At 62.6% G+C, this 24561-nt stretch carries 23 protein-coding genes; 5 read left to right on the forward strand and 18 right to left on the reverse strand.

Features of this window, described 5'->3' with window-relative positions; genetic code table 11:
* Window positions 1-113 precede the first annotated feature (113 nt).
* The 4 genes from Q8R81_RS06880 to Q8R81_RS06895 are packed head-to-tail and all read right to left on the reverse strand — an operon-like array spanning window position 114 to window position 3830.
* Window positions 114-1310: a mechanosensitive ion channel family protein gene (locus Q8R81_RS06880; protein WP_305616685.1), complete on the reverse strand. Its 1197-nt coding sequence runs from the start codon at window positions 1308-1310 to the stop codon at window positions 114-116.
* 56 nt (window positions 1311-1366) lie between these two features.
* Window positions 1367-1699: a 2Fe-2S iron-sulfur cluster-binding protein gene (locus Q8R81_RS06885; protein WP_305616686.1), complete on the reverse strand. Its 333-nt coding sequence runs from the start codon at window positions 1697-1699 to the stop codon at window positions 1367-1369.
* A 2-nt stretch (window positions 1700-1701) separates the two neighbouring features.
* Window positions 1702-2784: a cysteine desulfurase family protein gene (locus Q8R81_RS06890; RefSeq protein ID WP_305616687.1), complete on the reverse strand. Its 1083-nt coding sequence runs from the start codon at window positions 2782-2784 to the stop codon at window positions 1702-1704.
* Window positions 2781-3830 (reverse strand): cysteine desulfurase family protein, encoded by a 1050-nt coding sequence (locus Q8R81_RS06895; protein ID WP_305616688.1) that lies wholly within the window; start codon window positions 3828-3830, stop codon window positions 2781-2783. Before Q8R81_RS06895 ends, Q8R81_RS06890 begins: the two co-directional genes overlap by 4 nt.
* Before the next feature lie 125 nt (window positions 3831-3955).
* Between Q8R81_RS06895 and Q8R81_RS06900 the strand changes: the two genes are divergently transcribed.
* Window positions 3956-4612 (forward strand): alpha/beta hydrolase, encoded by a 657-nt coding sequence (locus tag Q8R81_RS06900; protein WP_371135321.1) that lies wholly within the window; start codon window positions 3956-3958, stop codon window positions 4610-4612.
* 156 nt (window positions 4613-4768) lie between these two features.
* Here Q8R81_RS06900 and Q8R81_RS06905 read toward each other — a convergent pair whose 3' ends face one another.
* The 4 genes from Q8R81_RS06905 to Q8R81_RS06920 all read right to left on the reverse strand — a co-directional run bounded on the left by Q8R81_RS06905 (window position 4769) and on the right by Q8R81_RS06920 (window position 10022).
* Window positions 4769-5605 carry an SDR family oxidoreductase gene (locus Q8R81_RS06905; protein WP_305616690.1) on the reverse strand — a complete coding sequence of 279 codons (837 nt, stop codon included), beginning with the start codon at window positions 5603-5605 and terminating at the stop codon, window positions 4769-4771.
* A 13-nt stretch (window positions 5606-5618) separates the two neighbouring features.
* On the reverse strand, window positions 5619-7088 hold the full coding sequence (locus tag Q8R81_RS06910) for an aldehyde dehydrogenase (protein WP_305616691.1): 1470 nt from the start codon (window positions 7086-7088) through the stop codon (window positions 5619-5621).
* Between the two features lie 14 nt (window positions 7089-7102).
* The gene (locus Q8R81_RS06915) at window positions 7103-7504 is read right to left on the reverse strand and encodes a nuclear transport factor 2 family protein (protein ID WP_305616692.1); all 402 of its coding nucleotides are present in this window, start codon (window positions 7502-7504) and stop codon (window positions 7103-7105) included.
* Window positions 7505-7631: 127 nt separating this feature from the next.
* Complete coding sequence (locus Q8R81_RS06920; protein WP_305616693.1) at window positions 7632-10022, reverse strand: TonB-dependent receptor; 2391 nt, start codon at window positions 10020-10022, stop codon at window positions 7632-7634.
* 174 nt (window positions 10023-10196) lie between these two features.
* On the opposite strand from Q8R81_RS06920, the gene Q8R81_RS06925 reads away from it, so the two are divergent.
* Entirely contained in the window at window positions 10197-10676 is a 480-nt protein-coding gene (locus tag Q8R81_RS06925) for a MarR family winged helix-turn-helix transcriptional regulator (protein WP_305616694.1), read from the forward strand.
* A gap of 6 nt (window positions 10677-10682) precedes the next feature.
* On the opposite strand, the gene Q8R81_RS06930 is transcribed toward Q8R81_RS06925, so the two are convergent.
* Window positions 10683-11414 carry a nuclear transport factor 2 family protein gene (locus tag Q8R81_RS06930; RefSeq protein ID WP_305616695.1) on the reverse strand — a complete coding sequence of 244 codons (732 nt, stop codon included), beginning with the start codon at window positions 11412-11414 and terminating at the stop codon, window positions 10683-10685.
* A 71-nt stretch (window positions 11415-11485) separates the two neighbouring features.
* On the opposite strand from Q8R81_RS06930, the gene Q8R81_RS06935 reads away from it, so the two are divergent.
* From Q8R81_RS06935 to Q8R81_RS06945, 3 genes are all read left to right on the forward strand, one after another.
* On the forward strand, window positions 11486-12403 hold the full coding sequence (locus Q8R81_RS06935; protein ID WP_305616696.1) for an SDR family oxidoreductase: 918 nt from the start codon (window positions 11486-11488) through the stop codon (window positions 12401-12403).
* A 200-nt stretch (window positions 12404-12603) separates the two neighbouring features.
* A complete protein-coding gene (locus Q8R81_RS06940; protein WP_305616697.1) occupies window positions 12604-13467 on the forward strand; it encodes a dienelactone hydrolase family protein in 864 nt (287 codons plus the stop codon).
* A gap of 82 nt (window positions 13468-13549) precedes the next feature.
* Window positions 13550-14899 (forward strand): sulfatase-like hydrolase/transferase, encoded by a 1350-nt coding sequence (locus Q8R81_RS06945; RefSeq protein WP_305616698.1) that lies wholly within the window; start codon window positions 13550-13552, stop codon window positions 14897-14899.
* A 42-nt stretch (window positions 14900-14941) separates the two neighbouring features.
* Here the strand turns inward: Q8R81_RS06945 and Q8R81_RS18380 are convergent, their stop codons facing one another.
* From Q8R81_RS18380 to mnmG, 9 genes are all read right to left on the reverse strand, one after another.
* Window positions 14942-15289: a GFA family protein gene (locus Q8R81_RS18380; protein WP_371135322.1), complete on the reverse strand. Its 348-nt coding sequence runs from the start codon at window positions 15287-15289 to the stop codon at window positions 14942-14944.
* A gap of 21 nt (window positions 15290-15310) precedes the next feature.
* Window positions 15311-16228: an SDR family oxidoreductase gene (locus Q8R81_RS06950; protein WP_305616699.1), complete on the reverse strand. Its 918-nt coding sequence runs from the start codon at window positions 16226-16228 to the stop codon at window positions 15311-15313.
* A 185-nt stretch (window positions 16229-16413) separates the two neighbouring features.
* Window positions 16414-17895, reverse strand: a complete 1482-nt coding sequence (locus Q8R81_RS06955; RefSeq protein WP_305616700.1) for a carotenoid oxygenase family protein — start codon at window positions 17893-17895, stop codon at window positions 16414-16416.
* Window positions 17896-17951: 56 nt separating this feature from the next.
* Window positions 17952-18740 (reverse strand): CmcJ/NvfI family oxidoreductase, encoded by a 789-nt coding sequence (locus tag Q8R81_RS06960; protein ID WP_305616701.1) that lies wholly within the window; start codon window positions 18738-18740, stop codon window positions 17952-17954.
* 214 nt (window positions 18741-18954) lie between these two features.
* Window positions 18955-20109 carry an acyl-CoA dehydrogenase family protein gene (locus tag Q8R81_RS06965; RefSeq protein WP_305616702.1) on the reverse strand — a complete coding sequence of 385 codons (1155 nt, stop codon included), beginning with the start codon at window positions 20107-20109 and terminating at the stop codon, window positions 18955-18957.
* Window positions 20110-20258: 149 nt separating this feature from the next.
* Complete coding sequence (locus Q8R81_RS06970) at window positions 20259-21203, reverse strand: ParB/RepB/Spo0J family partition protein (protein ID WP_305616703.1); 945 nt, start codon at window positions 21201-21203, stop codon at window positions 20259-20261.
* Entirely contained in the window at window positions 21200-21976 is a 777-nt protein-coding gene (locus tag Q8R81_RS06975) for a ParA family protein (protein WP_305616704.1), read from the reverse strand. The genes Q8R81_RS06970 and Q8R81_RS06975 overlap by 4 nt, the downstream gene beginning before the upstream one ends.
* A complete protein-coding gene (gene rsmG / locus Q8R81_RS06980) occupies window positions 21973-22671 on the reverse strand; it encodes a 16S rRNA (guanine(527)-N(7))-methyltransferase RsmG (RefSeq protein WP_305616705.1) in 699 nt (232 codons plus the stop codon). The genes Q8R81_RS06975 and rsmG overlap by 4 nt, the downstream gene beginning before the upstream one ends.
* Entirely contained in the window at window positions 22668-24527 is a 1860-nt protein-coding gene (gene mnmG / locus Q8R81_RS06985; RefSeq protein WP_305616706.1) for a tRNA uridine-5-carboxymethylaminomethyl(34) synthesis enzyme MnmG, read from the reverse strand. The genes rsmG and mnmG overlap by 4 nt, the downstream gene beginning before the upstream one ends.
* Window positions 24528-24561: the final 34 nt, after the last annotated feature.

The raw sequence follows: 24561 nt of genomic DNA on the forward strand, positions 1-24561 counted from the left end.
CCCATCGGACCGCAAAAAGCGGCCATGAGCAAGCCATCAAAAGCGCAGCCGCGCCCCTCTCCACAAAACCAGCACCCCCGCGCAGGCGGGGGCCTCAGGCCTTAACCGAAACCTCAGCGCAATCCGCCAGAGGCCCCCGCCGGCGCGGGCGCGCGCGGTTCATCGTCAGCCGGATCAGCATAAGGCATGATCAGCGTCCCATCGGGCGCCGCTGTATAGGACGTCTGCGTGGGATAGGCCAAGCTCACACCCTCAGCCACAAAGCGCTCGATAATCGCCACCAGCAGCCGGTCGCGCGTGGGATGCGCAACGTTCCAGTCCGCGCCCGGCACATCAACAATGAACGAAAAATCCAGCGAACTCGCACCAAATGCTTCAAACCCAGCCCGGGCCACTTTCACATTCTCGGCCTCACCCATCTCCTTCAACATCGCAGGGATGCGGGCAAGCGTCTCGGGCTTGGTCTCATACGTCACCCCCAGCATGAAGCTCAGGCGGATGTGATGGCGCACCGTTACGTTGCGGATTTCCTTGTCGAGCAGGTTCTTGTTCGAAACGATCAGCAACTCGCCCGTAAACAGCCGCACGCGCGTGGTGCGCATGCCGATCTGCTCCACAGTGCCGCTGGTTTCACCCCAGCTGATGTTGTCGCCCACCTTGAAAGGCCGGTCGAAAAGGATCGAAACGCCTGCAAACAGATCGGAAAAGATGCCCTGCGCAGCCAGACCGATGGCGATGCCGCCGATGCCAAGGCCAGCGACCAGCCCCGCCACGTTCACACCCAGATTGCCAAGGATCAGCACCAGCGCGATGGCAAAGACAAGGAAAGTCACCAGCGCCCGGATAATGCTCATGGCCGAAGTCAGCGCGCCATTGGCGTGTTGCGCATCGCCCGCGCGGTGTTCCACCACGCCCAGCACCAGTTCACGCGCCCAAATCGCGGCCTGCACCGTCATGCCGATGGTGAACAGGAACGTAATCGTCGTGTCCAGCCACGCCGGAGCCGCGGCGTAATTATCGACGATCCTTGCCGCCAGAATGACCAGAAACCAGAACTTGGTGCGCGCAGCCAGACGCCCCAAAATCGTCCGCCAACTCACCAGCGCCTCACCTTCACGGCACAGCCGCTGCGCCAGTTTCTGCACCGTCAGCAGCAACAGCACAATCGCCGCCGCAACGCCGACGGCAATCGCGATACGCAGCCAATTCTCGGCAAGCCAGCCGCTCGTCTCGGCAATCAGGAGTTGGGGATTGGGCGCAGCAGACGGGGCGTGGGCGGCGGGCGTCGGGGCACTGGGAGAAACTTGCATGCTGTTCGGAAAACCTCAACGCGTGACAGGTTCCCGACTATTCCGGGCCTTTACGCTCAACGCCCCTGCATATCGCGCGCCTCGGACGGCACGTGAACCACCAGTCCATCAAGCGCTTCGGTCAGTTCGATCTGGCACGAAAGGCGGCTGGTGCGGGTCACCCCGGCGGCCAGATCAAGCATGTCTTCCTCGTCATCCAGCGCGGGCATCAGCTTTTCAAACCATTCCGGCGCAATCACCACGTGGCAGGTGGAGCAGGCCATCTGGCCTTCGCAGGTGCCTTCCAGCGGCATCCCCACATTCTGGCCAATCTCAAGCAAACGCTGCCCCGCTTCGGCCTTCACCGAAACCTTTTCACCTTTGGCGGTGACGAAGGTGACACTGACCATGCTTAAATGACTCCCTGCGCCCGTGCTGCAGCGTTGATCGCCGCAGCGGCCTGTTCCAGTTCATCATCCCCCGTATAGCGTCCAAAACCGATGCGGATGGCGCTTTTGCTATCCCTGTCCGAAAGTCCGAGCGCGCGCAAGACATGGCTTGGCCTGCCAGAGCCGCTGGCGCATGCCGAACCTGCTGAAAATGCAATGTTGCGGCATTCTGACAACAGTCTGCTCACGTCCATGCCGGGCAGTCGCAAATTCAGATTGCCATGCCAGCGGGCATCGGCACTGCCGTTCAGCGTCCATCCCTCAAACAGCGCCAGTGCCTTTTCCCACAGTCTTTCCACATGGCTCCGGTCCGTTTTCGACAGACTTGTGCACAGCGCCGCTGCCGCGCCAAACCCGGCGCAGAGCGCGGGGCTGAGCGTGCCGGACCGCAATCCGCCCTCCTGCCCGCCGCCGTGGATCAAGGGCGCAAGCTGCACGCCATTGCGCACCCACAGCGCGCCGATACCTTTCGGCCCGTAAAGCTTGTGCGCCGAAATCGCGATCAGGTCGGCCCCTTCGGGCGCAGCGATCTTCCCCGCCCCCTGCACCGCGTCGCAGAGGAACAGCGCGCCCATATTCTTTGCGCGGTGGACAAGCGTATCGACCGGCTGCACCGTGCCGATCTCGTTGTTGACTTGCATTACCGCAACAAGATCAGTGCCTTGCGGAACTGCCACGTCGGGATCGACCAGCCCTTCACCATTCACGGGCAGCACCGCCACATCGGGATCGAGGAACCGCGCAGTATCCAGCACGGCAGCATGTTCGATGGCCGAAACCGCCAGCTTCTTAGCGCCAAACCCCACCAGCGCCAGATTGATCGCCTCGGTCGCGCCAGAAGTGAACACCACGCGCCCGCCCGGCGGCAGCAGCGCCGCCACTTGCGCCCTTGCCACTTCCACAGCAGCAGCAGCCGCGCGGCCATAGCGGTGCGGGCTGTGCGGGTTGGCAAATCCGGCCTCGCCCGGCCCGGCAAGCCACGGCAACATCGCCGCACGCGCTTCTGGGGCGAGCGGGGTCGTCGCCTGATAATCGAGGTATATCAACCCCGTATCTCCTTCCACACGGCCACGAACCGCGCAATCTCCGCCTCGGTCGTCTCCCGCCCGATCGACACGCGGATCACTTCTCCGGGGTGGGCATAGCCCATTGCGGTCAGCACGTGGCTGGCCTTCAAGGAACCGGAGGAGCACGCGCTGCCCGCCGAAACGGCGATTCCCGCGCCATCGAAGCGGATCAGCTGCGCCGCACTCGATTTTCCGGGCATGCGATAGGCGGCAATCGTCGGGATGCGCAGCGCCTCACCGGCCACGATTTCCGCTCCATTTTCAATCAGTTGAGCGGTCAGCGCTTCCCGCATCACCGAAGCGTTCTCAAGCCACGCATTCCCCGCATCCAGCGCCGCCACCATGCCCAGCACCAGCGGCAAGGACTCGGTTCCGCCGCGATAGCCACGCTCCTGCCCCCCGGTCGGCCCCAGCAGCGCATAGTCGCGCACCAGCAGCGCGCCGACGCCGACCGGGCCGCCGAATTTGTGCGCAGAGAGGACCGCCATGTCGGCCTCGGCGGGAATATCCAACTTGCCCGCCCCTTGCGCGGCGTCGCACAGCAGCACCCCTTCGGCCGCGTGAACGGCCTCGGAAATTTCGGTGATGTTCTGCACCACGCCGGTCTCGCTATTGACCTGCTGAACCACCGCTAGAGGTCGCTTGGTGTCATCTAGGTGCATCTTGGTGCTGTTCAGGATTACCAGCCCATCTGCGCCCACATCGAGCCTTTGGGCATCCCCCGCCGCCCGCAGTGCCGCGTCATGTTCCACCGCTGAAACAAGCACTTGCCCGCATTTCGCGCGGCCTATGCCCAGCGCCAGCGCCTCGCTCGCCCCGCTGGTAAAGATCACTTCGCCTTGCCAGCCAAGCGCAGCCTTCAATCGCGCCCGCGCACTCTCCAACGCCGCCCTTGCAGCACGACCAGCAGCATGAGGACTTGATGGATTGGCCCACATCCGCCAACCGTCCTGCATCGCCAACAAAGCTTCGGGCAGAAGCGGCGTGGTGGCGGCGTGATCGAGATAGATCGGATTTTGTGGCAACGCGAATCCCGGAAATGCGTGGAAAGATTGCTTTCGGACGGTGCGTTTCTATATAGCCATTAACGCAATTCCCAGCCCCGGCATTCCGTGCCGTGCGGCCAGACCACAGGATTACCGCACAGGCAATGCCCGCAGTCATTTTTCCCGGCCCAGAAGGCCGCCTCGAAGGCCGTTTCCAACCCGCCGCACGCGCCCGCGCGCCGGTCGCCATGATCCTGCATCCGCACCCGCAGGCAGGCGGCACGATGAACGATCGCATCACGCAGGCGATGTACAAAACCTTCGTCGCGCGCGGCTTTGCCACGCTGCGGTTCAACTTCCGTGGCGTCGGGCGTTCGCAGGGCAGCTTTGACAACGGCATTGGTGAACTGTCCGACGCCGCAGCAGCGCTCGACTGGGTGCAGTCGATCCACCCGGAAGCCAGCACCACCTGGATCGCAGGTTATTCGTTCGGCGCGCTGATCGGCATGCAGTTGCTGATGCGCCGGCCTGAGATTCGCGGCTTCATTTCGGTCGCCCCGCCGGCCAACATGTACGATTTCAGCTTCCTGGCACCTTGCCCCGCATCGGGCATCATCGTGCAGGGCACGGCGGACACGGTCGTCACGCCCAACGCCGTGCAGAAGCTGGTCGACAAGCTGCGCACGCAAAAGCACATCACCATCCATCACGATGAAGTGCCCCGCGCCAACCACTTCTTCGAAAACGAAATGGACGACATGATGCGCGCGGTGGACAACTACCTCGACATGCGCCTCTCGCCGGATTGCCCGATCCGCTGAGGTTTTGGTCGCAGGCGCGTAGGCCGCAAGGCCCACCCCGCTGCGACTAAGGCTTGCTGCGCAAGCCCAAGTCTCGCGACCCTCCCGTTTACGGGAGGGCAAAAGATGGGCTGGCAACTCCCCTCCCGCAGGCGGGAGGGGTTGGGGGTGGGCACTTCACAACACGAAGTGATCCCCAGCCGCGCGCACGGTGACTTCCGAGATCGAAACGCCCCACGGTTGGTCAATAGCGTGGATCACCGCATCGGCGATATGATCGGGCGCAAGGCTGGCATAGTCCATCGCCTCGGGATCGAGCCGTTCGGCGGGGAAAGTTCCCGCGCCCATCTGGCCGACCATGTCCATGAAATCGGGCATATTGTGCGCGACGATGCCGATGCCCGCCGCCTGATTCACCACCGTGCCCGAAAGGCCTGTGCTGGGAACGCCCGTAGGCTTGATCGTCGTCACCTTGATCTTGCCCCGGCTTTCCACACGCAGCGATTCCGACAGGAAGTTTACTGCCGATTTGGACGCGCCATAGACCGCCGCGCCGATTACCGGGAAATTGCCGTAGATCGACGAGAGGTTGACGATCTGCCCGCGCCCTGCCGCGATCATGGGATCATAGGCGGCGACCATGCCGTTCAACACGCCCTTGATGTTGATGTCGATACAGCGCTCCCACGCGGGGTAGGCGGCTTCGTGATCCGAGAAGAACGCCAGCGGCATGATCCCGGCGTTGTTGATCATCACATCGACGGCGCCATACGTCGCCAAAGCTTTGGCGACGAGCGTCTTGACCGCGCCCAGTTCTCGTACATCCACCTGCACCGCCTGCGCCTTTCCGCCGCCTGCGGTGATGTATTCGACCACGGCTTCGGCGGCGGCAAGGTCGATGTCACCACACGTGACGTGCGCACCAAGCGCTGCGGCCTTGCGCGCCACAAGGCTGCCAAAGCCCCCGCCCGCGCCGGTGATGACGATGGATTTGCCCGCAATGTGGCCAGTCATATACTCTCCTGTATCAAAGCTTTTTCGGCATTCCGTCGATCAGGATGGTCTTCATTTCGAGGTATGGGAAGAGGCCTTCCGGGCCGCCCTCGCGCCCGATGCCCGATTGCTTGAACCCGCCGAAGGGCAGGCCGAAGTCCATGCGCAGACCGTTCTGCCCGAACCCGCCGGTGCGAATGCGGCGTGCGATGCGATAGGCAGCATCGGCGTCATGCGTGAGCACCGAACCGTTGAGACCATAATCGCTGGCGTTCGCGGTGCGGATCGCGTCTTCCTCGTCCTCCACCGGGATCAGGCTGAGGACCGGGCCGAAGATTTCCTCCTGCGCAATGCGGCTGTCGTTCTTCACGTTGGCGAACAGGGTGGGTTCGATGAAATAGCCCTGATTGAGATGCGAGGGACGCCCACCGCCCGTGACGAGATCGGCAGTGGCCTTGCCCTCTTCGATATACATTTCAATGCGTTCGAGCTGGCGCTTCATCGCCACCGGGCCAAGCTGGGTTTCAGGATCGTCCGAATGGCCGATGCGCACCTGCTGCATTTCCGCCGCGATGGCAGCGGCCAGTTCATCATGCCGATGGCGCGGCACGATGACGCGGCTAAGCATGGCGCAGACCTGACCCGACATCATGGTAATGGTGCCCGCCAGCATCTTGGCCGCAGCTTCGATGGGAAAATCATCTCGGATGATCGCGGCAGATTTGCCGCCAAGTTCCAAGGTGCAGCGGGCCATGCGCGCGCCACAGACGCTGGCGATGCGCCGCCCCGCAACGGTCGAGCCGGTGAAGCTGACCTTGTCTACGCCTTCATTGCAGACGAGGTGGTCGCTGGCTTCACGGTGGCCGGTGACGAGGTTCAATACGCCTGGCGGAATGCCCGCTGCCTCTGCCGCTTCGGCAATGATATAGGCCTCCAGCGGCGTTTCGGGCGATGGCTTCATGATGACCGTGCAGCCCGTCAGCAGGGCATAGGCCACCTTGTTGGCCATGATGCCGAACGGCCCGTTCCACGGCGCGATGGCGGCGACAACGCCAACGGGCTCATAAGCGATCAGCGCGGTATCGGCGGCCATGCTGGGGCGGCGCTGGACGAATTCGAACTGTTCGGCAAAGCCCGCGATCTGGCCGAGCGCCATCACGCTGCCGCCGTGCATGGGGCCTGCGAACGAGGCGAGGCCGCCCATCTGCGCGGTCCATGCCCTGGCCAGTTCCGGCACGCGGGTTTCCAGATGCGCGACCATGCGGCGGAAGGCGGCTATGCGCTGCGCAGGCGGCGTGGTGGGCCAAGGGCCGTTGTCAAACGCATCGCGCGCGGCGGCGACGGCTGCGTCCATATCGGCCTCGTCGGCTTCGGCCACGCGGCCCACGACCTGTTCGGTGTTGGGCGAGATCAGATCAATCATCCGGCCAGAGTGCGCAGGCACCCAGCGTCCACCGATGTAAAGCTGGTCAGGATGGGCGACGTTCACGCCTTGGGGGTTCATCGGGGTCATTCCTCTCAAATCGGTGCCAGCGCGCATTCCACGCGCTCGATCAAACCGTTGTTGATCGTGTAGAAAATAAATTGCCGCATTTCCTGCACTTCGCCCACGGCAATCGGGAAGAAGCCATGCAAGCCTTGCGCATCAAGCGCTTCGCGGGTGAGTGGCCTGATGCCCTCAACCCGGACTACCGCATCAATCGCGGTGAGCGTTTCAGACGCGGCAAAGTTCAGCACGCGCACGCTTTCGTTCACATGATCGTGCAGGAAGGCGTAGAAATCCTTCAGCGCCTGCCGCGAGCGGATCTCGACGCCGAAGAACGTCATCAGCGGCGGATCGACATAGAAAGCGGCCACCGCATCATAGTCCTTCGCGTTGAACGCGGCGACATAGCGGTCATAGGCTTCGCGGCTGAGCAAGCGGTTTCTCCCGATCACGGCCGGATTCGGCTCGCTCACAAACGCTAACATTTGATATTGTTTACGCCAACAGAAAAAGGGGCGGCCATTGCTGACCGCCCCCGTTCCCTCATGACTGAGAAACCAATCAGAACGTCTTGCGTACCGAGAGCGCCCATTCGCGGGGGCGGCCGACGTTGGAATATGACGTGCCGACGAAGGAATAGACCGCCGAGAAGCGCAGCGGCAGGAAGTAGTAGTTGTTGAACACGTTCTGGACTTCCAGCGAGACGGCCAGATCCTCGTCCGCGTTCTTCCACGTCAGGCGCGCGTTGCCGAGCGTGATTGACGGGTTGTACTGCAGTTCGGTGAACACGCCGGCGTTGATCAGGCGACCGATGGTCTGGCGACCGGTGTAGGACAGATCGAAGCGCGGGGTGATCGAACCTGACGTGCCCATATCCGCCTTGTACTGCACGCCGAGGCTGGCGCGCCATGCGGGCGTGGTGATGGGATCTTCGATACGCAATGCGCCCTGTGCAGCCGCATCGATCCGCTTCCACTTGCCATCAATCCAGCTGAGCGAGCCATCGATGTCGAGGCCTTCGACCGGGCTGGCCTGCATTTCCAGTTCGAGACCGTACATTTCACCGTCACCAGCGTTCTGGATGGCGGCGCAAGGGAACGGACCAGTGCCTGGCGCAAAGCCATCAAGCACCGAACAGTCACCAATCGGCAGCTGGATGTTCCGGTAATCGTTGTAGAATGCCGAGAAGTTCAGGCGCAGGCGACGATCCAGAAGATCGGTCTTGAGGCCGAATTCATAGGCGGTGAGGGTTTCAGGATCGAACGTGCCGTTGATCGCCTGATTGCGGGTGAACGGACGTGCGGTAACGCCGCCGCCCTTGAAGCCGGTGCTGACAGTAGCATAGGCCAGCACTTCGGGGCTGAAGCGATAATCGAGCGACAGACGCCAATCGACCTTGCTGCCATCATAGACCGACGTTGTGCCGTTAAGCGCGCCGACACCGAAGATGTCGTTCAGCGTGCCGCCATCCCACTGGGTGCGCACGAAGGTGTAATCCTTGTGCTCATCGGTGTAGCGGACGCCTGCGGTGATGGTCATGTTCTCAACCGGGCGGACGAACACGGTGCCGAATGCAGCCTTGCTGTTCGCCTTGATCGGATCGTCACCCTGGAACTGCAGGAACAGCGACGGCACGCCGATCGGCACGATGTAGCGGATGTCCTGACGGGTGAAGTAGACCGAGGTCTGCGTGTTGTAGAAGCCGCCGATGGTCCAATCGACCATATCGCCGATCTTGCCGTTCAGGCGCAGTTCCTGGCTGAAGAACTTGAAGCTGAGGTCATTGAAGCCCGCGCCGCCGATCAGGCTGTAAGGCGTGTAATCATCGTCGGTGCCGAAGACCTGCGTGTACTTGCGATAGGCGGTGATCGCCTGCAGGCTCAAATCGTCACTCAGGCCGACGGTGAGGTTGCTGGACACGCCCCAGCCTTCGAATTCGGTGTTGTTCGGGCTGTAATAGGCCTGCGTGGCCTGGCCGCCTGCGGGCATGTACCAATCGGCATACGTGCAGAACTTGCCACAAGTGAAATCAACCCCACCGGTCAGCGCAGGGTTGGTTGCGCCGATAACGCCAGCGGCGTTTGTGCGGTTTTCATAGGTGTAGTCACCCGTCACGATCCAGTCGATCGTGTCGTTCGGGTTATAGCGCAGCGATCCGCGCAGGCCCGCGTAATCACGCTCGCCCAGCTTGTCGACGACGCAGTCCTTGGGGGTGGTGGCATTGCCGCCGATGCCAAGCGAATTGCCCGGGTTGGCGCAGCCGAAATCGACCTGATCGACATAGCCTTCCTGACGCTTGTAAACGCCGGAAATGCGGGCCGAAAGCCCTTCGGCCAGCGGGAAGTTGGCGGTGGCGCGCAGATCGGTGCGCTGGCGCGAACCGTAGACTGCCTCAACGGTGCCGCTGCTTTCCTCGTTCGGCTTGGCCGAGAACAGCTTGATCGCGCCGCCGATGGAGTTACGCCCGGTGAGCGTGCCCTGCGGACCGCGCAGCACTTCGACCCGCTCAAGATCGAGCAGATCCATGACCGAACCGGTCAGCGTGGCGAAGTAGACGTCGTCGATATAGATGCCGACGCCCGGCTCATACGCAGGGTTGAAGTCATACTGGCCGATGCCGCGGATGTAGGCTGCCATCGAAGAGCCGAATGCGCCGCCCATCTGGGTCAGCTGCACGTTCGGTGCTTGGGCCGCGATCTGCGAAATGTCGGTCTGGTTGCGCGAGGCAAGCAGCGCAGCATCGACAGCGGTGATCGACAGCGGCGTGTCCTGCAGACGCTGTTCGCGGAACTGTGCGGTTACGACGATTTCGTTGGTGGTCGGCGCGTCAGCAGCCTGTGCATCCTGCGCATCCTGCGCAAAGGCCGGCATGGCGGTGCCGAGCGAAAGAGCCGCAAGGCTTCCTGCGGCAAGAAGGCGCACGTGTGACGTGGTACGTGTTGATTTGGCCATAGCCCCTCTCCTGAATGGTCCTCTTCGGAACCAGCTGATGTTTGTTAGTAAGACATACTAATTCATGGTTTGCAAGCCTAACATTTGCGCGTGTTGCAACGAGGCTGATGTGGTGCAGGTTTCCCACACTTCGACACTTGCCCCGCTCCGCCAACACGGCGATAGACTGGCTGCATGAGCGTTGACCCCGCAATCACGGATGCATCCGACACCCCGACCTTTGAGCGCGATGTCGCCCTGCTGGTCGATCTCCTGAAGCTTGGCACGTTCATCGGCACGCCGATGCGCGAAGGGGTGGCCGATCCATTGGGCCTGACCACCACCGACTTGCGCATCGTGCTGGCGCTGGGCGGAGAAGGTGAACTGGCCGGCCACGACCTGTCCGAAATCATGGGTGTTCCGCCGATGAACGTCAGCCGCGCGATTGGCGTCCTGACCGAGCGCGGCCTGGTGGAGCCGGGCCACAACCGCAGCAACCGCCGGCGAAAGCCGGTGCGGCTGACCGAAGCCGGCGAGGCGCTGTTTGCCCAGACCGTGCCCGCAATGGAGCGGGTGGGTGCAGACCTGTTCAAGGGCGTGCCCCAGCGCGACCGTGACGCCTTCCGCCGCGTGGCCGCAGCAGTGCTTGTGCGGATCGGGCGCTGGGGCGGTTGATGCGCCTCAGGGCCATTGCTTCTGCAGCTTGGTAAAATCGCCCACGGCAAAGGATTTGGCCAGTACCGGATGGGCAAAGCTCATCGGCACTTCGGCACGGTGCGGCCAAGTCTGGCGGACTTCGGTTTCCGGCAGCAGACGATCAGGGCCGATGGGGTTTTCAGGGAAGCACTGCACGGCAGGTTGCAGGTGGGCGACGGTCTTTGACCAGCCAGTTTCGTAATCGGCCTGCCACTGCATCATGTAATCGAGCCGCTGGATCTTCCAGACGCCGTCCTCTTTTACATAATCGTTCTCATACATGCCGCTTTCCCAGAACTGCTGGGGCGTGCCTTCCGGCTTGTCTTTCAGGATATCGTCGTGCCACCCACCGGCAAGGATGCCACGGAAGCGGCCCTTGGCGGTCTGCCCATCGGGCGCGATGGTGATGACGTCCTGCAGCTGGAAATGATCGAGCAGAAGGCCGTGGACCGGGCCGCGTTTGCCGCCGGTAAACAGGTTCTGGAACCACGTGCCGTAAAGCCGCATCACGCCTTCGTAGCCGACGTATTCGCCCGACAGGAACACGACCGCGCCGTCTTTGGCGAACAAGCCCGCCACTTCCTCGGGCCGGTTGTAGTCGATGTAATAGCCATAGGCCCATTGCAGGCGGCGAATCGCGTTGAGGTCTTCCAACTCGGTCACGCGCGCTTCGAGCGCGGCGAGGCGGCTCTCTGTTGCAGCTCCAGCTTCTGACATTTCGACTCTCCCAATCGTTTTATTTGTATGTAATACTAACAATCTTGAGAGCGATGGCGAGAGGAAAAATGATGGGCGGCTGGACGGGACAGGTGGCCTTCGTCACCGGCGGCGTGACGGGCATTGGTCTGGGCGTGGCACAGGCGTTGAGCGATGCCGGGCTGCGGCTGGCGCTGAGCTACCGCAACGAAGACCACCGCGCGCAGACCGCCGAATGGTTCGCCGCCAAGGGGCGCGAAGCCCCGCTGTTCGTGAAGCTGGACGTGACCGACCGGGCCGCCTTTGCCGATGCGGCCGCGCAAGTGGAGACGCATTTCGGAGCGGTGCATGTGCTGGTGAACAACGCAGGCGTCAGCGTGTTCGGGCCGAGCGACGAGGCCAGCTATGACGATTACGACTGGATCATGGGTGTGAACTTCGGCGGCGTGGTCAACGGGTTGGTCAGCTTCCTGCCCCGGATCAAGGCGGCGAGCGGGTTGCGCCATGTCGTCAATGTCGCGTCGATGGCGGCGTTCCTGCCGGGGCCGCAGGCGGGGATCTACACCGCCAGCAAGTTTGCAGTGAGGGGCCTTACCGAATCGTTGCGGTACAACCTTGCGCCGCACGGCATCGGCTGTTCGCTGTGCTGCCCGGCGCTGACGCGCACCAACGCGTGGGATTCTGCGCTGAAGCGGCCCGATGCTTTTGCGGAAAGCGGCTTTGCCCCGGCCGACCGGGCGGAACTGGAGCAGTTTGGCGGGGCGTTCGAAGCCGGGATGGACCGGTATGAGGTGGGGCAGAAGGTGTTCCGGGGCATGGCCCGCAACGACGGGCTGATCCTGACCCACCCGGAGTTTCAGGATGACTTCCGCGAGATCTATGAGAAGTCGGTTGCCGCACTGCCACAGGAAGAAGCGCCGCCCGAGCGCCTGCACATCGAACGGCTGCGCCGTGAGGCGATGAAGGCGGCGGAGGCTGGGCAGATCATTCGGCTGGATGACCTGACGTAACCTTGAACGATGTCGCTCCCCCGCGCAGGCGGGGGCCTCGGGCGTGTTACGGAACGTTGGCGTAAACGGCCTGAGGCCCCCGCCTGCGCGGGGGAGCGGTTGAGGGAAGACGCGCTTTGGTGCGGGTGCTGCCAAGGCGCTTGCAGCCATCCGCCGCCCCGCTATCGTCCCGCCCGGACGGTCAAAGCGGAGAGTGCCCCATGTGCGACGAAATCACCGAACAGGAAAATGCCCTCTGGCTCAATCGCCGCCAGTTCGCCAGCGTTGGCGCGGGTGCTGCGGCGTTTGCTGCCCTGCCCGGCTGCGCCACCACGGCGGCTGACGGCAAGACCGCAAGCCGCACCGTTTCCATCGACACGCCCGATGGCAAGGCCGATGCGTTCTTCGTCTATCCAACCAAGGGCAAGCACGCTGCCGTTATAATGTGGCCCGACATTGCGGGCCTGCGCGATGCCTACAAGACGATGGGCACAACGCTGGCCGAAGCGGGCTATGCCGTGCTGGTGGTGAACCAGTATTACCGTTCCAGCCCCGCCCCGATCCTCAACTCGCTGATGGAATGGCGCACGCCCCCGGGGCAGGAAAAGCTGAAGCCCATGATCGCCGCGATCACGCCTGCGGGCACCGTGTCGGATGCCAGCGCCTTCGTGAAATGGCTCGACATGCAGGCAGAGGTCGACACGAAGAAGAAGATTGGTTCGTGCGGCTATTGCATGGGCGGCCCCTTCACCGTGCGCACCGCCTTTGCCAACCCGGAACGCGTAGGCGCTGCCGCCTCGTTCCACGGCGGCGGTTTGGTGGGCGATGCGCCCGATAGCCCGACCAGCCTGCTGGCAAAGACCAAGGCCGCCTACCTTATCGCCATCGCCAAGAACGATAATGAGCGCGCGCCAGACGACAAGGTGAAGTTCCGCGCGGCTGCCGATGCGGCAGGGCGACCTGCGGAGATCGAGGTTTATCCCGCGCAGCACGGCTGGTGCACGCTGGACGCACCGGTCTATGACAAGGTGCAGGCCGAGAAGGCATGGGGGCGGATGCTGGCGCTGTACCAAGCCAACCTCTGACGCTGCAAGGCGCGCAGGGGCAGGAACTTCTTAACCATATTTGCCTTAGGCTTTTCCCGTATCTGGTGGGGCTACGGGCAAAATGGGCACAGAAAAGCCGAAATTTGAACTTTTCCGACAGTTTTCCGGAAAGTTCGCACTGTTCTGGGTGATCCTGCCCAATATCTGCGCCATCGCCATGTGGCCGGTGGGCGGCCCATCGGCTGCGCACGGCATATTCGCTTCCGGCCTGCTGGCGATCCTGTTCTGCACGGTCGACCGTGTATGGGTGCGGCGGGTGGGGCTGGCTATATGCTTTGCGCTCAGCACGCTGCTGTTCATTGCCAGTTCGTTCAATCTGGAATTGACCAAGGCGCTGTCCTCACTTGTATATCTGAGCGAGTTGAACATCGGCACGTCGCCCGAATATGTGGCGGCAGCGCTGCTGATCGTCGTCGCACTGCTGGCGGGGCTGAAATTCGGCGCGCACGTGCCTAGGCTGGCGCTGCCGGGGCAGAAGCTGATGGCCCTTGCCCCGATCGCGCTGCTGGTCAACGTCGATATGGTCGCCACTGCGGGAACGCGCGGCTCGTACAAGTCCTCGGCCCCAGCCGATGCACCAATCGATTCCGCCGTGCTGCGCAACCAGATCTCGCCAAAAAAGATTGCTGCGCGCCATCTGGTGGTGATCATGGTGGAATCGCTGGGGACGCCCAACAACGATTACGACCGCGCCTTGTATGAAAAGGCATGGGGCAATGGGCGCTGGTCCGGGCGCTATGACGTGTCGAGCGGAACAACCACCTATTACGGATCAACCACCAATGCCGAACTGCGCGAATTGTGCGCGGTCTGGTCCGATTATCAGAGTTACGCGTTCGGGAAACCGGACTGCTTGCCCTGGCAATTCCGCAAGGCCGGGTTCGATACGACCGCGATCCATTCCTTCTCAGGATCGTTTTTTGATCGCCAGACCTGGTATCCCAAACTGGGCTTTGAACGGCGGATCTTCGAACCGGAACTGCTGGCAATGGGGGCTGCGAAATGCGGCGGCGTGTTTGGCGGGGTGTGCGATACCGACATTCCGCACCTGATCGGCGACCGTCTGCGGCAGGCAGGGAGCAAGCGCCAACTGGTCTACTGGCTAACGCTCAATAGCCACTTGCCGGTTGCAGCGGATGAGAGCCTCCACACTCAAACCTGCAGCACCGGCGATGCGCAATGGGATGCCAAGCGGCCAATGCTGTGCCGGGTCTATGCGATACACCAGAAACTGGCCGATGCAGTGGCCGCCGAAGTGATGCGGCCCGACTTTCCCGATGCCGACATCCTGATCGTTGGCGATCACATGCCGCCCTTCTTCCAACGCGACATGCGCACGCGCTATGACGACCGGCACGTGCCGTGGATCATGCTGCGCCGTCATCATCAGACGGCAGCGCCGCGTAGCTGAAACGTGAAGCACCCTCGTCTTCAGAGGAGGGGGCTATCTACCTCAATTCTTTGCCCCCCCGATCAAGATGGGGTGCAATGCTGCCATATCGAGATTGTCGATACAGCCTGCGTTTATCGCAAACTTGTCCGGTAACTTGCGCATCCGGTGGAAGGTGTAACACCCACATATCGAACAAAAATAGTGGATCGCCACACCGGTGTTGAAACTGTATTCGGTCAAGATCTCCCGCCCGGATGCGATGTCGAAATCAGACTCGTCACAACGCAACATGATGGAATTGCGCCGCCTGCACATCGAGCAGTCGCATTGGACCGAATAAGACGGATCGCACTTTACCGAAAAGCGCTCTGCCCCGCAGTGACAAGCCCCGCTAAAAGGTTGAAGCACGATGGTCGCTGTGTTGCACGTTCACGCCCCCCGCAGCATTTCGGCGTTCTCTTCAATCATCTGGCGGACCGAGCGCGCCATGCGGCCAGTGAGCCGCTCCACATCATCGGTGCAGAGTTCGAGGAAGCCTTCACGGATGGCTTGGCCAAAAGTGACCATGTCGTCGCTGTTCCACGGGATGCCGTTGACTTCGGAATCGTCCACCGGGCGGCGGGGAATGCCCATCGCGTCGAACATCGCATATTGGCCTTCGTCGTCCAGCGAGACGTATTCCACCGGACGGCCAGTGACTTCGGCCATGATCGCGGAAACTTCCTCGAAGGTCTGAAGTTCGGGACCGGTGATGTTGTAGGTCTGGTTTTCGTGACCCTCGCCGGTCAGCACGGCGACGGCGCTTTCGATGCAGTCATCGCGCCAGACCATCGCCTCGCGGCCCTGCCCTGCGTTTGAGAACCACTTGCCGGTTTGCATGACGCCGGGGCCGGCCATCAGGATCATGGCATCGGCATAGTGGGCATCGCGCAAGCAAGTCCACGCGCAGCCGCTGGCCTTCATCAGGGCTTCGGTTTCGATATGATCGTGCCGCACTTCGGCTGGGTTGGCAGGATCGTCTATGCCGATGAAGCTGGTGTAGACGATGTGCTTCACGCCATTGGCCGCCGCCGCATCAATCGCCGCCTTGTGCTGCACCACACGCGCGCCGACGCGGGTGCCGGAAATCAGCAGCATCCTGTCCGCGCCTTGCACGGCTGCGGCCAAGGTTTCCGGCTTGTCGAAATCGCCATAGCGGACAGTGCAGCCCTGCGCGGCGCGGTCTGCCAGCTTCTCGGGCTTGCGCGTGATCAGGATGAGGTCGGCAGCGCGACCCTGCGCGATCAGGCGGTCGGTCACGCCCCGGCCATAGTTGCCCGACGCTCCGGTGATGACGATACGGGTCATGTCAATTCATCCTGCTGAAAGTCCCTGCGCCCCCGCAGAGGCGGGGGCCGCAGTCGGTTTACGCCAGCGTTTCGTAACAGCACCGAGGCCCCCGCCTTCCGGCTTTGCCGGAAGTTTATCCTGAGCGACCGGCCTGTCGGTCAGTCGAAGGGCGGGGGCGCAAACCTGTTCTCGGCGCCCCTGTTCTAAACCAGCGCGTCCAGCTGAGCCTGCGGCACCCACCAGCCGTGGACTTGCGGGCGCAGGCGCGTGGGGATGTGGACCTTGGCCACCGGACCCGCTCCGATGTTTCCGGCATCGACCACCCATGCTTCATGGATGAACTGGTTGTCGCCCACCTGCTGGTCCATGATGAACACCAGCCAGCCGTCCTTTGCGGGATCGGCGGCGGGCACGTGGACCGGCTCGTTGAACCCCGCCATTGGCGGCAGGGCGAGTGCGTTGGTGACCTGCGGCGTTGGCGTATCCAAGCCATCCAGCCGGAGCAGCATGTTGAAGCTGACGCCCACGGGGCCTGCAAACAACGGCGGGCCTTGAAGTTCAGGGTTCATCGAAAGAATGAAACCGGTCTTGTAGGGACGGCCTTGCAGCTTGGCGGGGATCACCGGGAAATCGCCGGGCGGGCCGATGATGGTTTCGACCACCTCGCCGCCATCGGCCTTCGGATCGACAGTCCAGCGGGTAAGCGCGCCGAACACGTCCTGCGGCTGCATGTAGATGCCCGAAGGTTCGCGGATGAAGGCAAAGGCGTTGGTGCTGTTGAGACAGGCATCGAAGTGGAGCATGCCATCGGCATCCTCCCACGCGTTCATCATGTGGTAGGAATGGCAGCCCTTCGGTCCCTTGAACCACTTGATTTCAGATACATCGCCATAGCGCGGCATCACGCCGAGCCATGAGTCCAGCTCCGGCTGATGGTGCCAGTGCTCCCCGCCTGCCTTCAGCCGATCGAGGTCCGCCGTCGTCGGGTAGATGGGGAACAGCGCGTAGTTCTGGCTGATCGTGAAATCGTGCATCATCGCGCAATAGGGCGCGTCGAACCACTGTTCGGACTTCAGCGTGCCATCAGGCGCAACCACGCAATAGGCAACCTTGGTGGAAGCCTGTCCATCCGCCTCGTAGCCGTAGAAGAACAACTCGCCTGTGACGGCGTCGATCCGCACGTGTGCGGTCATCGTCTCGCTCTTCAGCGCGCCGCCGAAATCATAGGAGCCGAGCGTTTCCAGCGTCTTGGGGTCGACGCGGTAGGGGCGGCCGTCTTCCTTGGCCATCAGCATCCGGCCAGCGTGCCAGACCGGCGTGGTGTTGGCCACGGTGCGGTCTGTGCCCTGCACCTCAGCGTCATCGGTGAAGGGGTTGCGGTACTTGCCGAACAGCGCCGTTCCGGCAGCCTTTTCCGCCTTGTAGCGCGCGGTTTCGACGTATTTCTGGATGAAATCCGCCGTGCCATCGCCATTGAAAGACAGGCGGCTGACCATGCCATCGCCCGACAGGGTGTGGTCGTTTTCAAACTTGGGCGGGAACACCGGATCGGGCACGGCGCGATAGAAGCTGCCCCGCACTTCGGGCGGAAGTTCGCCTTCCACCTTCAGCCCGCGCAGGTCTGGCACTTCCCCGACCGGTTCGTTCGCACCCATGAAATAGATCGTCTGCGGAAACGCGCTCATGACCTTGCCTCACCCTATCAATTGTTATTGTTTGTGTAGCACCTCGCGCAGGCAGATCAAGCCCACCAATAGGCCGTCGCGCGCATTTCTATGCTGACGCGTGGCGGTGCATCGGCGGGGCAATCGGGCAGATCAAACGCAACGTGCGGCACGTGATGCGCACGGGTTGCATCGCTGTCGTTGGTCTTGAACAGCACCGCTTCATCAATCCGCATGTTGGGAAACCAGTGCCAGCGATGTGCGGGATTGTGCGCGACGACCAGCCCTTCGAACGACCATTCGGGCTTACCCGGTTCATCGAACACGGCTTCGGCAGCGATAAGGTCTTCCGCGCCAATGCTGCGCGCATCGCAGAACGCCAGCGGCACGTCCTGCGGCGGGGCGGAAATGGCACGCCACACGTTGTAGTGGGCGCAACGCAGGAAAGCGCGCCCGTTCGCGCCACGCTCGCCGAATTGCTGCGCCGTCGCATCAGAAATGTCGATGTGGGCAAAGCGTGCGGGCATCGAGTTGTTGAGGCTGCCCGCCTTCCCGCTGCGTTCGGAAAAGCGCAGCAGGCCCGGCGCGCCGACATGGACGAAATCGGCACCGGTCTGGGCCTGCACCAGTTCTTCGATCTCGCGCATGTGGATGCGGGCCACCTGATCGCGGTCAGCAAAGTCGGTGACGGCGCTGCTGTGCGCGACGATCTGGAAGCCTTCGCGGTCAATCGTCGTGCCAGCGGCGCGGGCATCGTGCATCGGCATGGGGGTGGGCACAATTTCCACCTCGTCGCGGTCATGCGCATTGGCGTAGTAGCGTGGCCGGGCGAACTTGCGGCCTGAATAGGCAATCAGCGCTTCCATCATACTCTCCTTTGACGGCCTGCATTGCGCGGGTCCATACCTGCCCACCCCCCCCTCCCGCCTGCGGGAGGGGGGGGAACAGGCGCTTCTCCTGCCCTCCCGCCTGCGCGAGAGGGCAAAACCGGTGCTTTCTTCTCCCCTCCCGCAGGCGGGAGGGGTCGGGGGTGGGCGCGGGGCATGCGCAACACCACCCCCAGTCACAAACAGCGTCAGATCAAAGCTTGCGCCCGATCAGCTCCTTCATGATCTCGTTGGTGCCACCAAAGATGCGCGTCACGCGCGCACCCCGCCATGCGCGGGCAATCGCATATTCGTTCATGTACCCTGCGCCGCCATGAAGTTGCAGGCACTTGTCCATCACTTCCCACTGCAGTTCGGTGTGCCACAGCTTGGCCGCTGCACCTTCTTCGGCGGTCAGCTCCTTCTTCAGGTGCCGTGCCAGTGCCCAGTCAAGGTGCGCCCAGCCCACTTGCAGCTTGGTCTTGAGATCGGCCAGCGTGAAACGCGTGTTCTGGAAATCAAGGATCGGCTTGCCAAACGCTTTGCGCTCACGCGTGAATTCCACCGTATCGTCAAACGCCTTCTGCGCCGATGCTTGCGCGCTAACGGCAATGGACAGGCGTTCCTGCGGCAGTTCGCTCATCAGGTAGATGAAGCCCTTGCCCTCTTCGCCCAGGCAATTGGTGATCGGCACGCGCACGTCTTCGAAGAACAGTTCCGAGGTATCGGCCTCGTCCTGTCCGATCTTGTCGAGATTGCGCCCGCGCTTGAAGCCTTCGCGATCGGCTTCGACCAGCACGATCGAAACGCCTTTCCACGCCGGTTCGATGTCGGTGTCTGTCTTGCAGCACACGAGGATCAGGTCGGCGTTCTGGCCATTGGTGATATAGGTCTTGGACCCGTTGATCACGTAATGGTTGCCGTCCTTCTTGGCCGTGGTGCGCATCCCCTGAAGATCGGACCCGGTGCCCGGCTCGGTCATCGCGATGGCGGTAACCACCTCGCCTGAAACCATCAGCGGCAGCCACTTCTTCTTCTGCTCGTCCGATCCATACGTGATCAGGTAGTTCACCACGATGTCTGATTGCAGCGAAAATCCGGTGGTCACCCGGCCGTAATAGGCGCTCTCTTCATCCACGATGGCGTTGTAGCCGAAGTCGAGTCCCAGCCCACCAAATTCCTCGGGCACGGTCGGGCACAGCATGCCAACGGCACCAGCCTTGGGCCAAACGGATTTCGGTACGATCCCTGCGTCGGCCCATTCCGCAGCATGGGGTGCGATTTCGTCCTGCAGAAAGCGGCGTACACTGCTGCGGAAAGCTTCGTGGTCTTCGTTATAGGCTGAGCGTGGAATCAGATCGAGCGACATGGAAATTCTCTCCCGGCATGGTCTTGTTGCGCACAGCCTATGCGCGACGCGGCCACCCGGTCAACGAGAATTTAAGCGACTGATTAATGCCCGATGGTGTAGGCGATCATAGCGCTGCTCAGAGGCGTAAATCACCTAAATTCATAGACTTAGAACTCACCACCCGTCAGCCGCTGGCACACCAGATCCAGCTGATCGAGATTCTTGTAGCGAATCGTCACTGCCCCGCTCACCGGATCGGCGTCTGGCTGGATCGTCACTTTCAGGCCAAGGAAGTCCTCAAGATGCTGCTGGATCGCTGAAAGGTCGGCTGCGCTCACCGAATCCTTCCCCGCCCGTGCCTGCCGACGCGTGCCTTCCGGGCGTGCGGCCTTGCGCACCAACTTTTCGACATCACGAACCGACAGATCCTTGGCCACCGCCTCGTGCGCCAGCTTGATCGGCTCCGGCGCATTGATCAGCGCGCGGGCGTGTCCCATCGAAAGCTCGCTGCGCACCACCATGTCCAGCACTTCGTCGGGCAGGCCGAGCAGGCGCATCATGTTGGCCACGTGGCTGCGCGATTTGTCGACGAACTTGGCGATGTCGGTCTGGCTCAGCCCTTCGCTGTCGGCCAGACGCTGATAGGCGCGTGCCTCTTCCACCGGGTTCAGGTCTTCGCGCTGCAGGTTCTCGATCAGTGCCAGCGCCGCCACATCGCGGTCATCCAGCTTGCGGACGATGGCTGGGATCTCATGGATCTGCGCTTTCTGCGATGCCCGCCAGCGCCGCTCACCCGCGACCAACTGATAACGCCCACCACCCAACGGTCGCACAACCACCGGCTGGATCACCCCACGCGCCGCGATGGACTGCGCCAGTTCCTCCAGCGCCTCTTCATCAAAGTGTCGACGCGGCTGGTCGGGATGCGGCTCGATCGAGGCGACGCTGAGCATGGCCAAGCCGCCATCACGCGCAACAGCAGCCTCGTCGCCCGAAACCGAAATTCGCGCAATCGGCTCCTCGCGCCGCACTTCGCCCATCAGCGCGCCAAGACCACGCCCAAGACCAGTCCGCCGCGCCGGAGCCTTCACTGCTGAATCTTCGCCGCTCATGCCGCTTTCCTCCGTTCGGGCAGCCGGCCAATCAGCTCGCGCGCCAACTTCATGTAGGCCTGCGATCCGGGGCAGGCATGGTCATAGATCAGCGCCGGAAGCCCGTGGCTCGGCGCTTCGGACAGGCGCACATTGCGCGGGATCACGCTCTCAAACACCAGATCGCGCAGGCAGGATCGCACGTCGTCTGCCACCTGATCGGTCAGACGGTTGCGCCGATCATACATGGTCAGCACGATACCAAGAATGCCAAGGTCCGAATTGAACCGCTCCTGCACCCGCTCCACCGTTTGCAAAAGCTGGCTCAGCCCTTCGAGCGCAAAAAACTCGCACTGCAAAGGCACCAGAATCGAATCCGCCGCCGTCAACGCATTGAGTGTCAGCAGCCCCAGCGAAGGCGGGCAATCGATCAGGCAGATGTCGTGCCCGGTATCGCCATTCAACACCTTGCGCAGCCGGTGCGTGCGGTCCTCGACGCTGACCAGCTCAACCTCGGCACCAGACAGGTCCACGGTGGCTGGCACAATGTCCAGCCCCGGAATTCGCGTCGTCATCATGCAGTCCGCAACTGCCGCCTGATCGATCAGCAGATCATACGATGACCGCTCGCGATCGCCTGCCGAAATGCCGATGCCGGTGGAGCAATTGCCTTGTGGATCAAGGTCCACCAGCAGCGTTTTCCAGCCTGTGGCGGCGAGGGCGGTGGCGATGTTGATTGCGGTGGTTGTTTTCCCCACCCCACCTTTCTGGTTTGCGACTGCAATGGTGATCATGTTCGCTTACCCTGAATGGCGTGTGCTTGTTGACGAAGCACGCGCGGGGGAGATGGTTTTGCGCCGAGGACGCGACCGGTGATGATCCCTGCCTGGGCATCGGTGAGCGAGTGTTCCACGTGGAACAGGTGATTCCATGATTCGGGGAGCATCTGCAATTCTTGCGCCGCCCCTGCCCCTTTCGGCAACAGCCAGAGCGTGTCGGGTGTGGAAAAGCGGACGGAAAGATTCACGAGTTTGTCCAACGGTGCAAAGGCGCGAGCGGAAATGACTGCATGTGGGTTGGACGGAAGATCCTCGACGCGGGAGAGAATGACGCGGACGTTGGCCAATTCCAGCGCATCGGCAGCGCGTTGGAGCCATTCGGTGCGCAAGCGGCGGGAGTCGACAAGAGTGACGGGGCGGTCCGGGTCTAGCGCTGCAATGACGATGCCGGGGAAGCCTGCACCGGTTCCGAGGTCGATCCATTCGCCTTGGGGAAGTGTTTCACGTGAAACATATAAAAGCTGCGCTGAATCAACGATATGGCGGACCCACACGTGCGGCAGGGTGCCGCGCGCGACGAGGTTCTGGCGCTGGTTTTCTTCAAGCAGCAGATCGACCAGTTGCGACAGCCGCGACATGCGGGAGGTGTCCACGCCGAGCGTATCGCGCAGCCATCCCTGTGCTTCAGCTTCGGTAACGAGCAGGGTCATGCGGCGATCTCGGCGTTTGCACGGCGACGTGCGTGGACAAGCAAGCTGGCGAGTGCTGCGGGGGTGATTCCGCCGATCCGCCCGGCAGCCGCAAGGGTCTCCGGCTGGGCCTTTTCGAGGCGTTCGACCATTTCACGTGAAAGGCCGGGGACGTCTGCAAAGGGAAAACCTTCACCGAGCGGCACTGCGTCCGATGCGCGCAAGTCTCGCAGCTCTGCATCTTGCCGGGCGAGGTAAGGCGCATAGGCGGCGTCTTCCTCTACTTCCTCGGCGAGGAGCGGATCGAAAGCTTCGTCACCGATCCACGGCTTGAGCGCCGCGAGACCGACTTCGGGGAAGCGCAGCCATTCATGCAATGGGCGGCGGGAGCCATCGGCGCGGACGGGCATTCCGGCGCGGTTGAGTTCGGTTGGTGTTGCCTGTTGCGCCAACGCGCCTTCCAGCTTCTCGCGCTGTGCCAAGCGTTGGTTGAACCACTGCGTGCGCTCGTCGCTGATGCAGCCGACTGCAAGGCCGAGCGGCGTCAGGCGCGAAGAGGCATTGTTGGCGCGCAGGCGCAGGCGGTATTCCGCGCGGGCGGTGAGCATCCGGTAGGGTTCGCTTACGCCGTGCAGCGTCAGGTCATCGACCATCACGGCCATGTAGCTGTTGGCGCGGTCAAGCTCCGGCGCTTCGCGGCCCAGCACATTGGCAGCGGCATACATCCCGGCGATCAGCCCCTGGGCGGCAGCTTCCTCATAACCGGTCGTTCCATTGATCTGGCCGGCGCAATAGAGGCCGGGGATAGCTTTGACTTCAAGGCTGCGGCGCAGCGCGCGCGGGTCAATATGATCGTACTCCACCGCATAGCCGGGGACAGTGATTTCGGCCTGCTCCAGTCCTTCCATCGAGCGGATCATTGCGATCTGCACATCGGTGGGGAGCGAGGTGGAGATGCCGTTGGGGTAGACGAGTGGGGTGTCCAGCCCTTCGGGTTCAAGGAACACCTGGTGCCCGTCGCGGTCTCCGAAGCGGTGGATCTTGTCTTCGATGGAGGGGCAATAGCGCGGCCCTTGCGCGCCGATGGCACCCGTGAAAAGCGGCGAGCGATCCAGCCCACCCCTGATGATATCGTGCGTGCGCGCGTTGGTGCGGGCAATGGCGCAGAACACTTGCGGCAGTGGGCGCGCAGTGTTGAGCGGCGACATGGTCCACAGGTCTGCGTCACTCGGCTGTTCGGGCAGACGTGCCCAATCGATGGTGCGGCCATCAATGCGTGGCGGGGTGCCGGTTTTCAATCGGGCCATCGGCAGATCAGCAGCGCGGAGTTGCTCGGCAAGTTTGTGCGCCGAATCTTCACCGATGCGGCCACCGTCCATCCGCTCTTCGCCACGGAACAGACGCCCGCCGAGGAACGTACCGGTGCACAGCACGACCGCCCTGCCCGTCAGCCGCGTGCCATCGGCAAGATCGATCCCGGCGACTCTGCCGTCTTCCACGTGGAGCGCAGCAGCTTCCCCGCCGATCAGTGTGAGGTTCGGCTGGGCCGCAATCATCTGCTGGATCGCGGCCTTGAAGCGTTTGCGGTCCGCCTGAACGCGCGGTCCTTGCACTGCGCTGCCCTTTGAGCGGTTCAGCATGCGGTAGTGGATCGCGCCTGCGTCTGCAGCGCGGGCGATGAGGCCGTCGAATGCGTCGACCTCGCGCACAAGATGGCCTTTGCCGAGTCCGCCAATCGCAGGGTTGCAGCTCATTGCGCCAACGGTTGCTGGATCGAAAGAAACCAGCGCGGTGCGCGCGCCCATGCGCGCTGCGACGGCAGCTGCCTCGACGCCGGCGTGTCCGCCGCCGATCACGATGATGTCGAACTGGTGCATGGATGCGCGATACGCGACTTGGGGATTCGCGTCA

Source organism: Novosphingobium sp., from assembly GCF_030696665.1.
In the GTDB taxonomy this organism is placed as follows: domain Bacteria; phylum Pseudomonadota; class Alphaproteobacteria; order Sphingomonadales; family Sphingomonadaceae; genus Novosphingobium.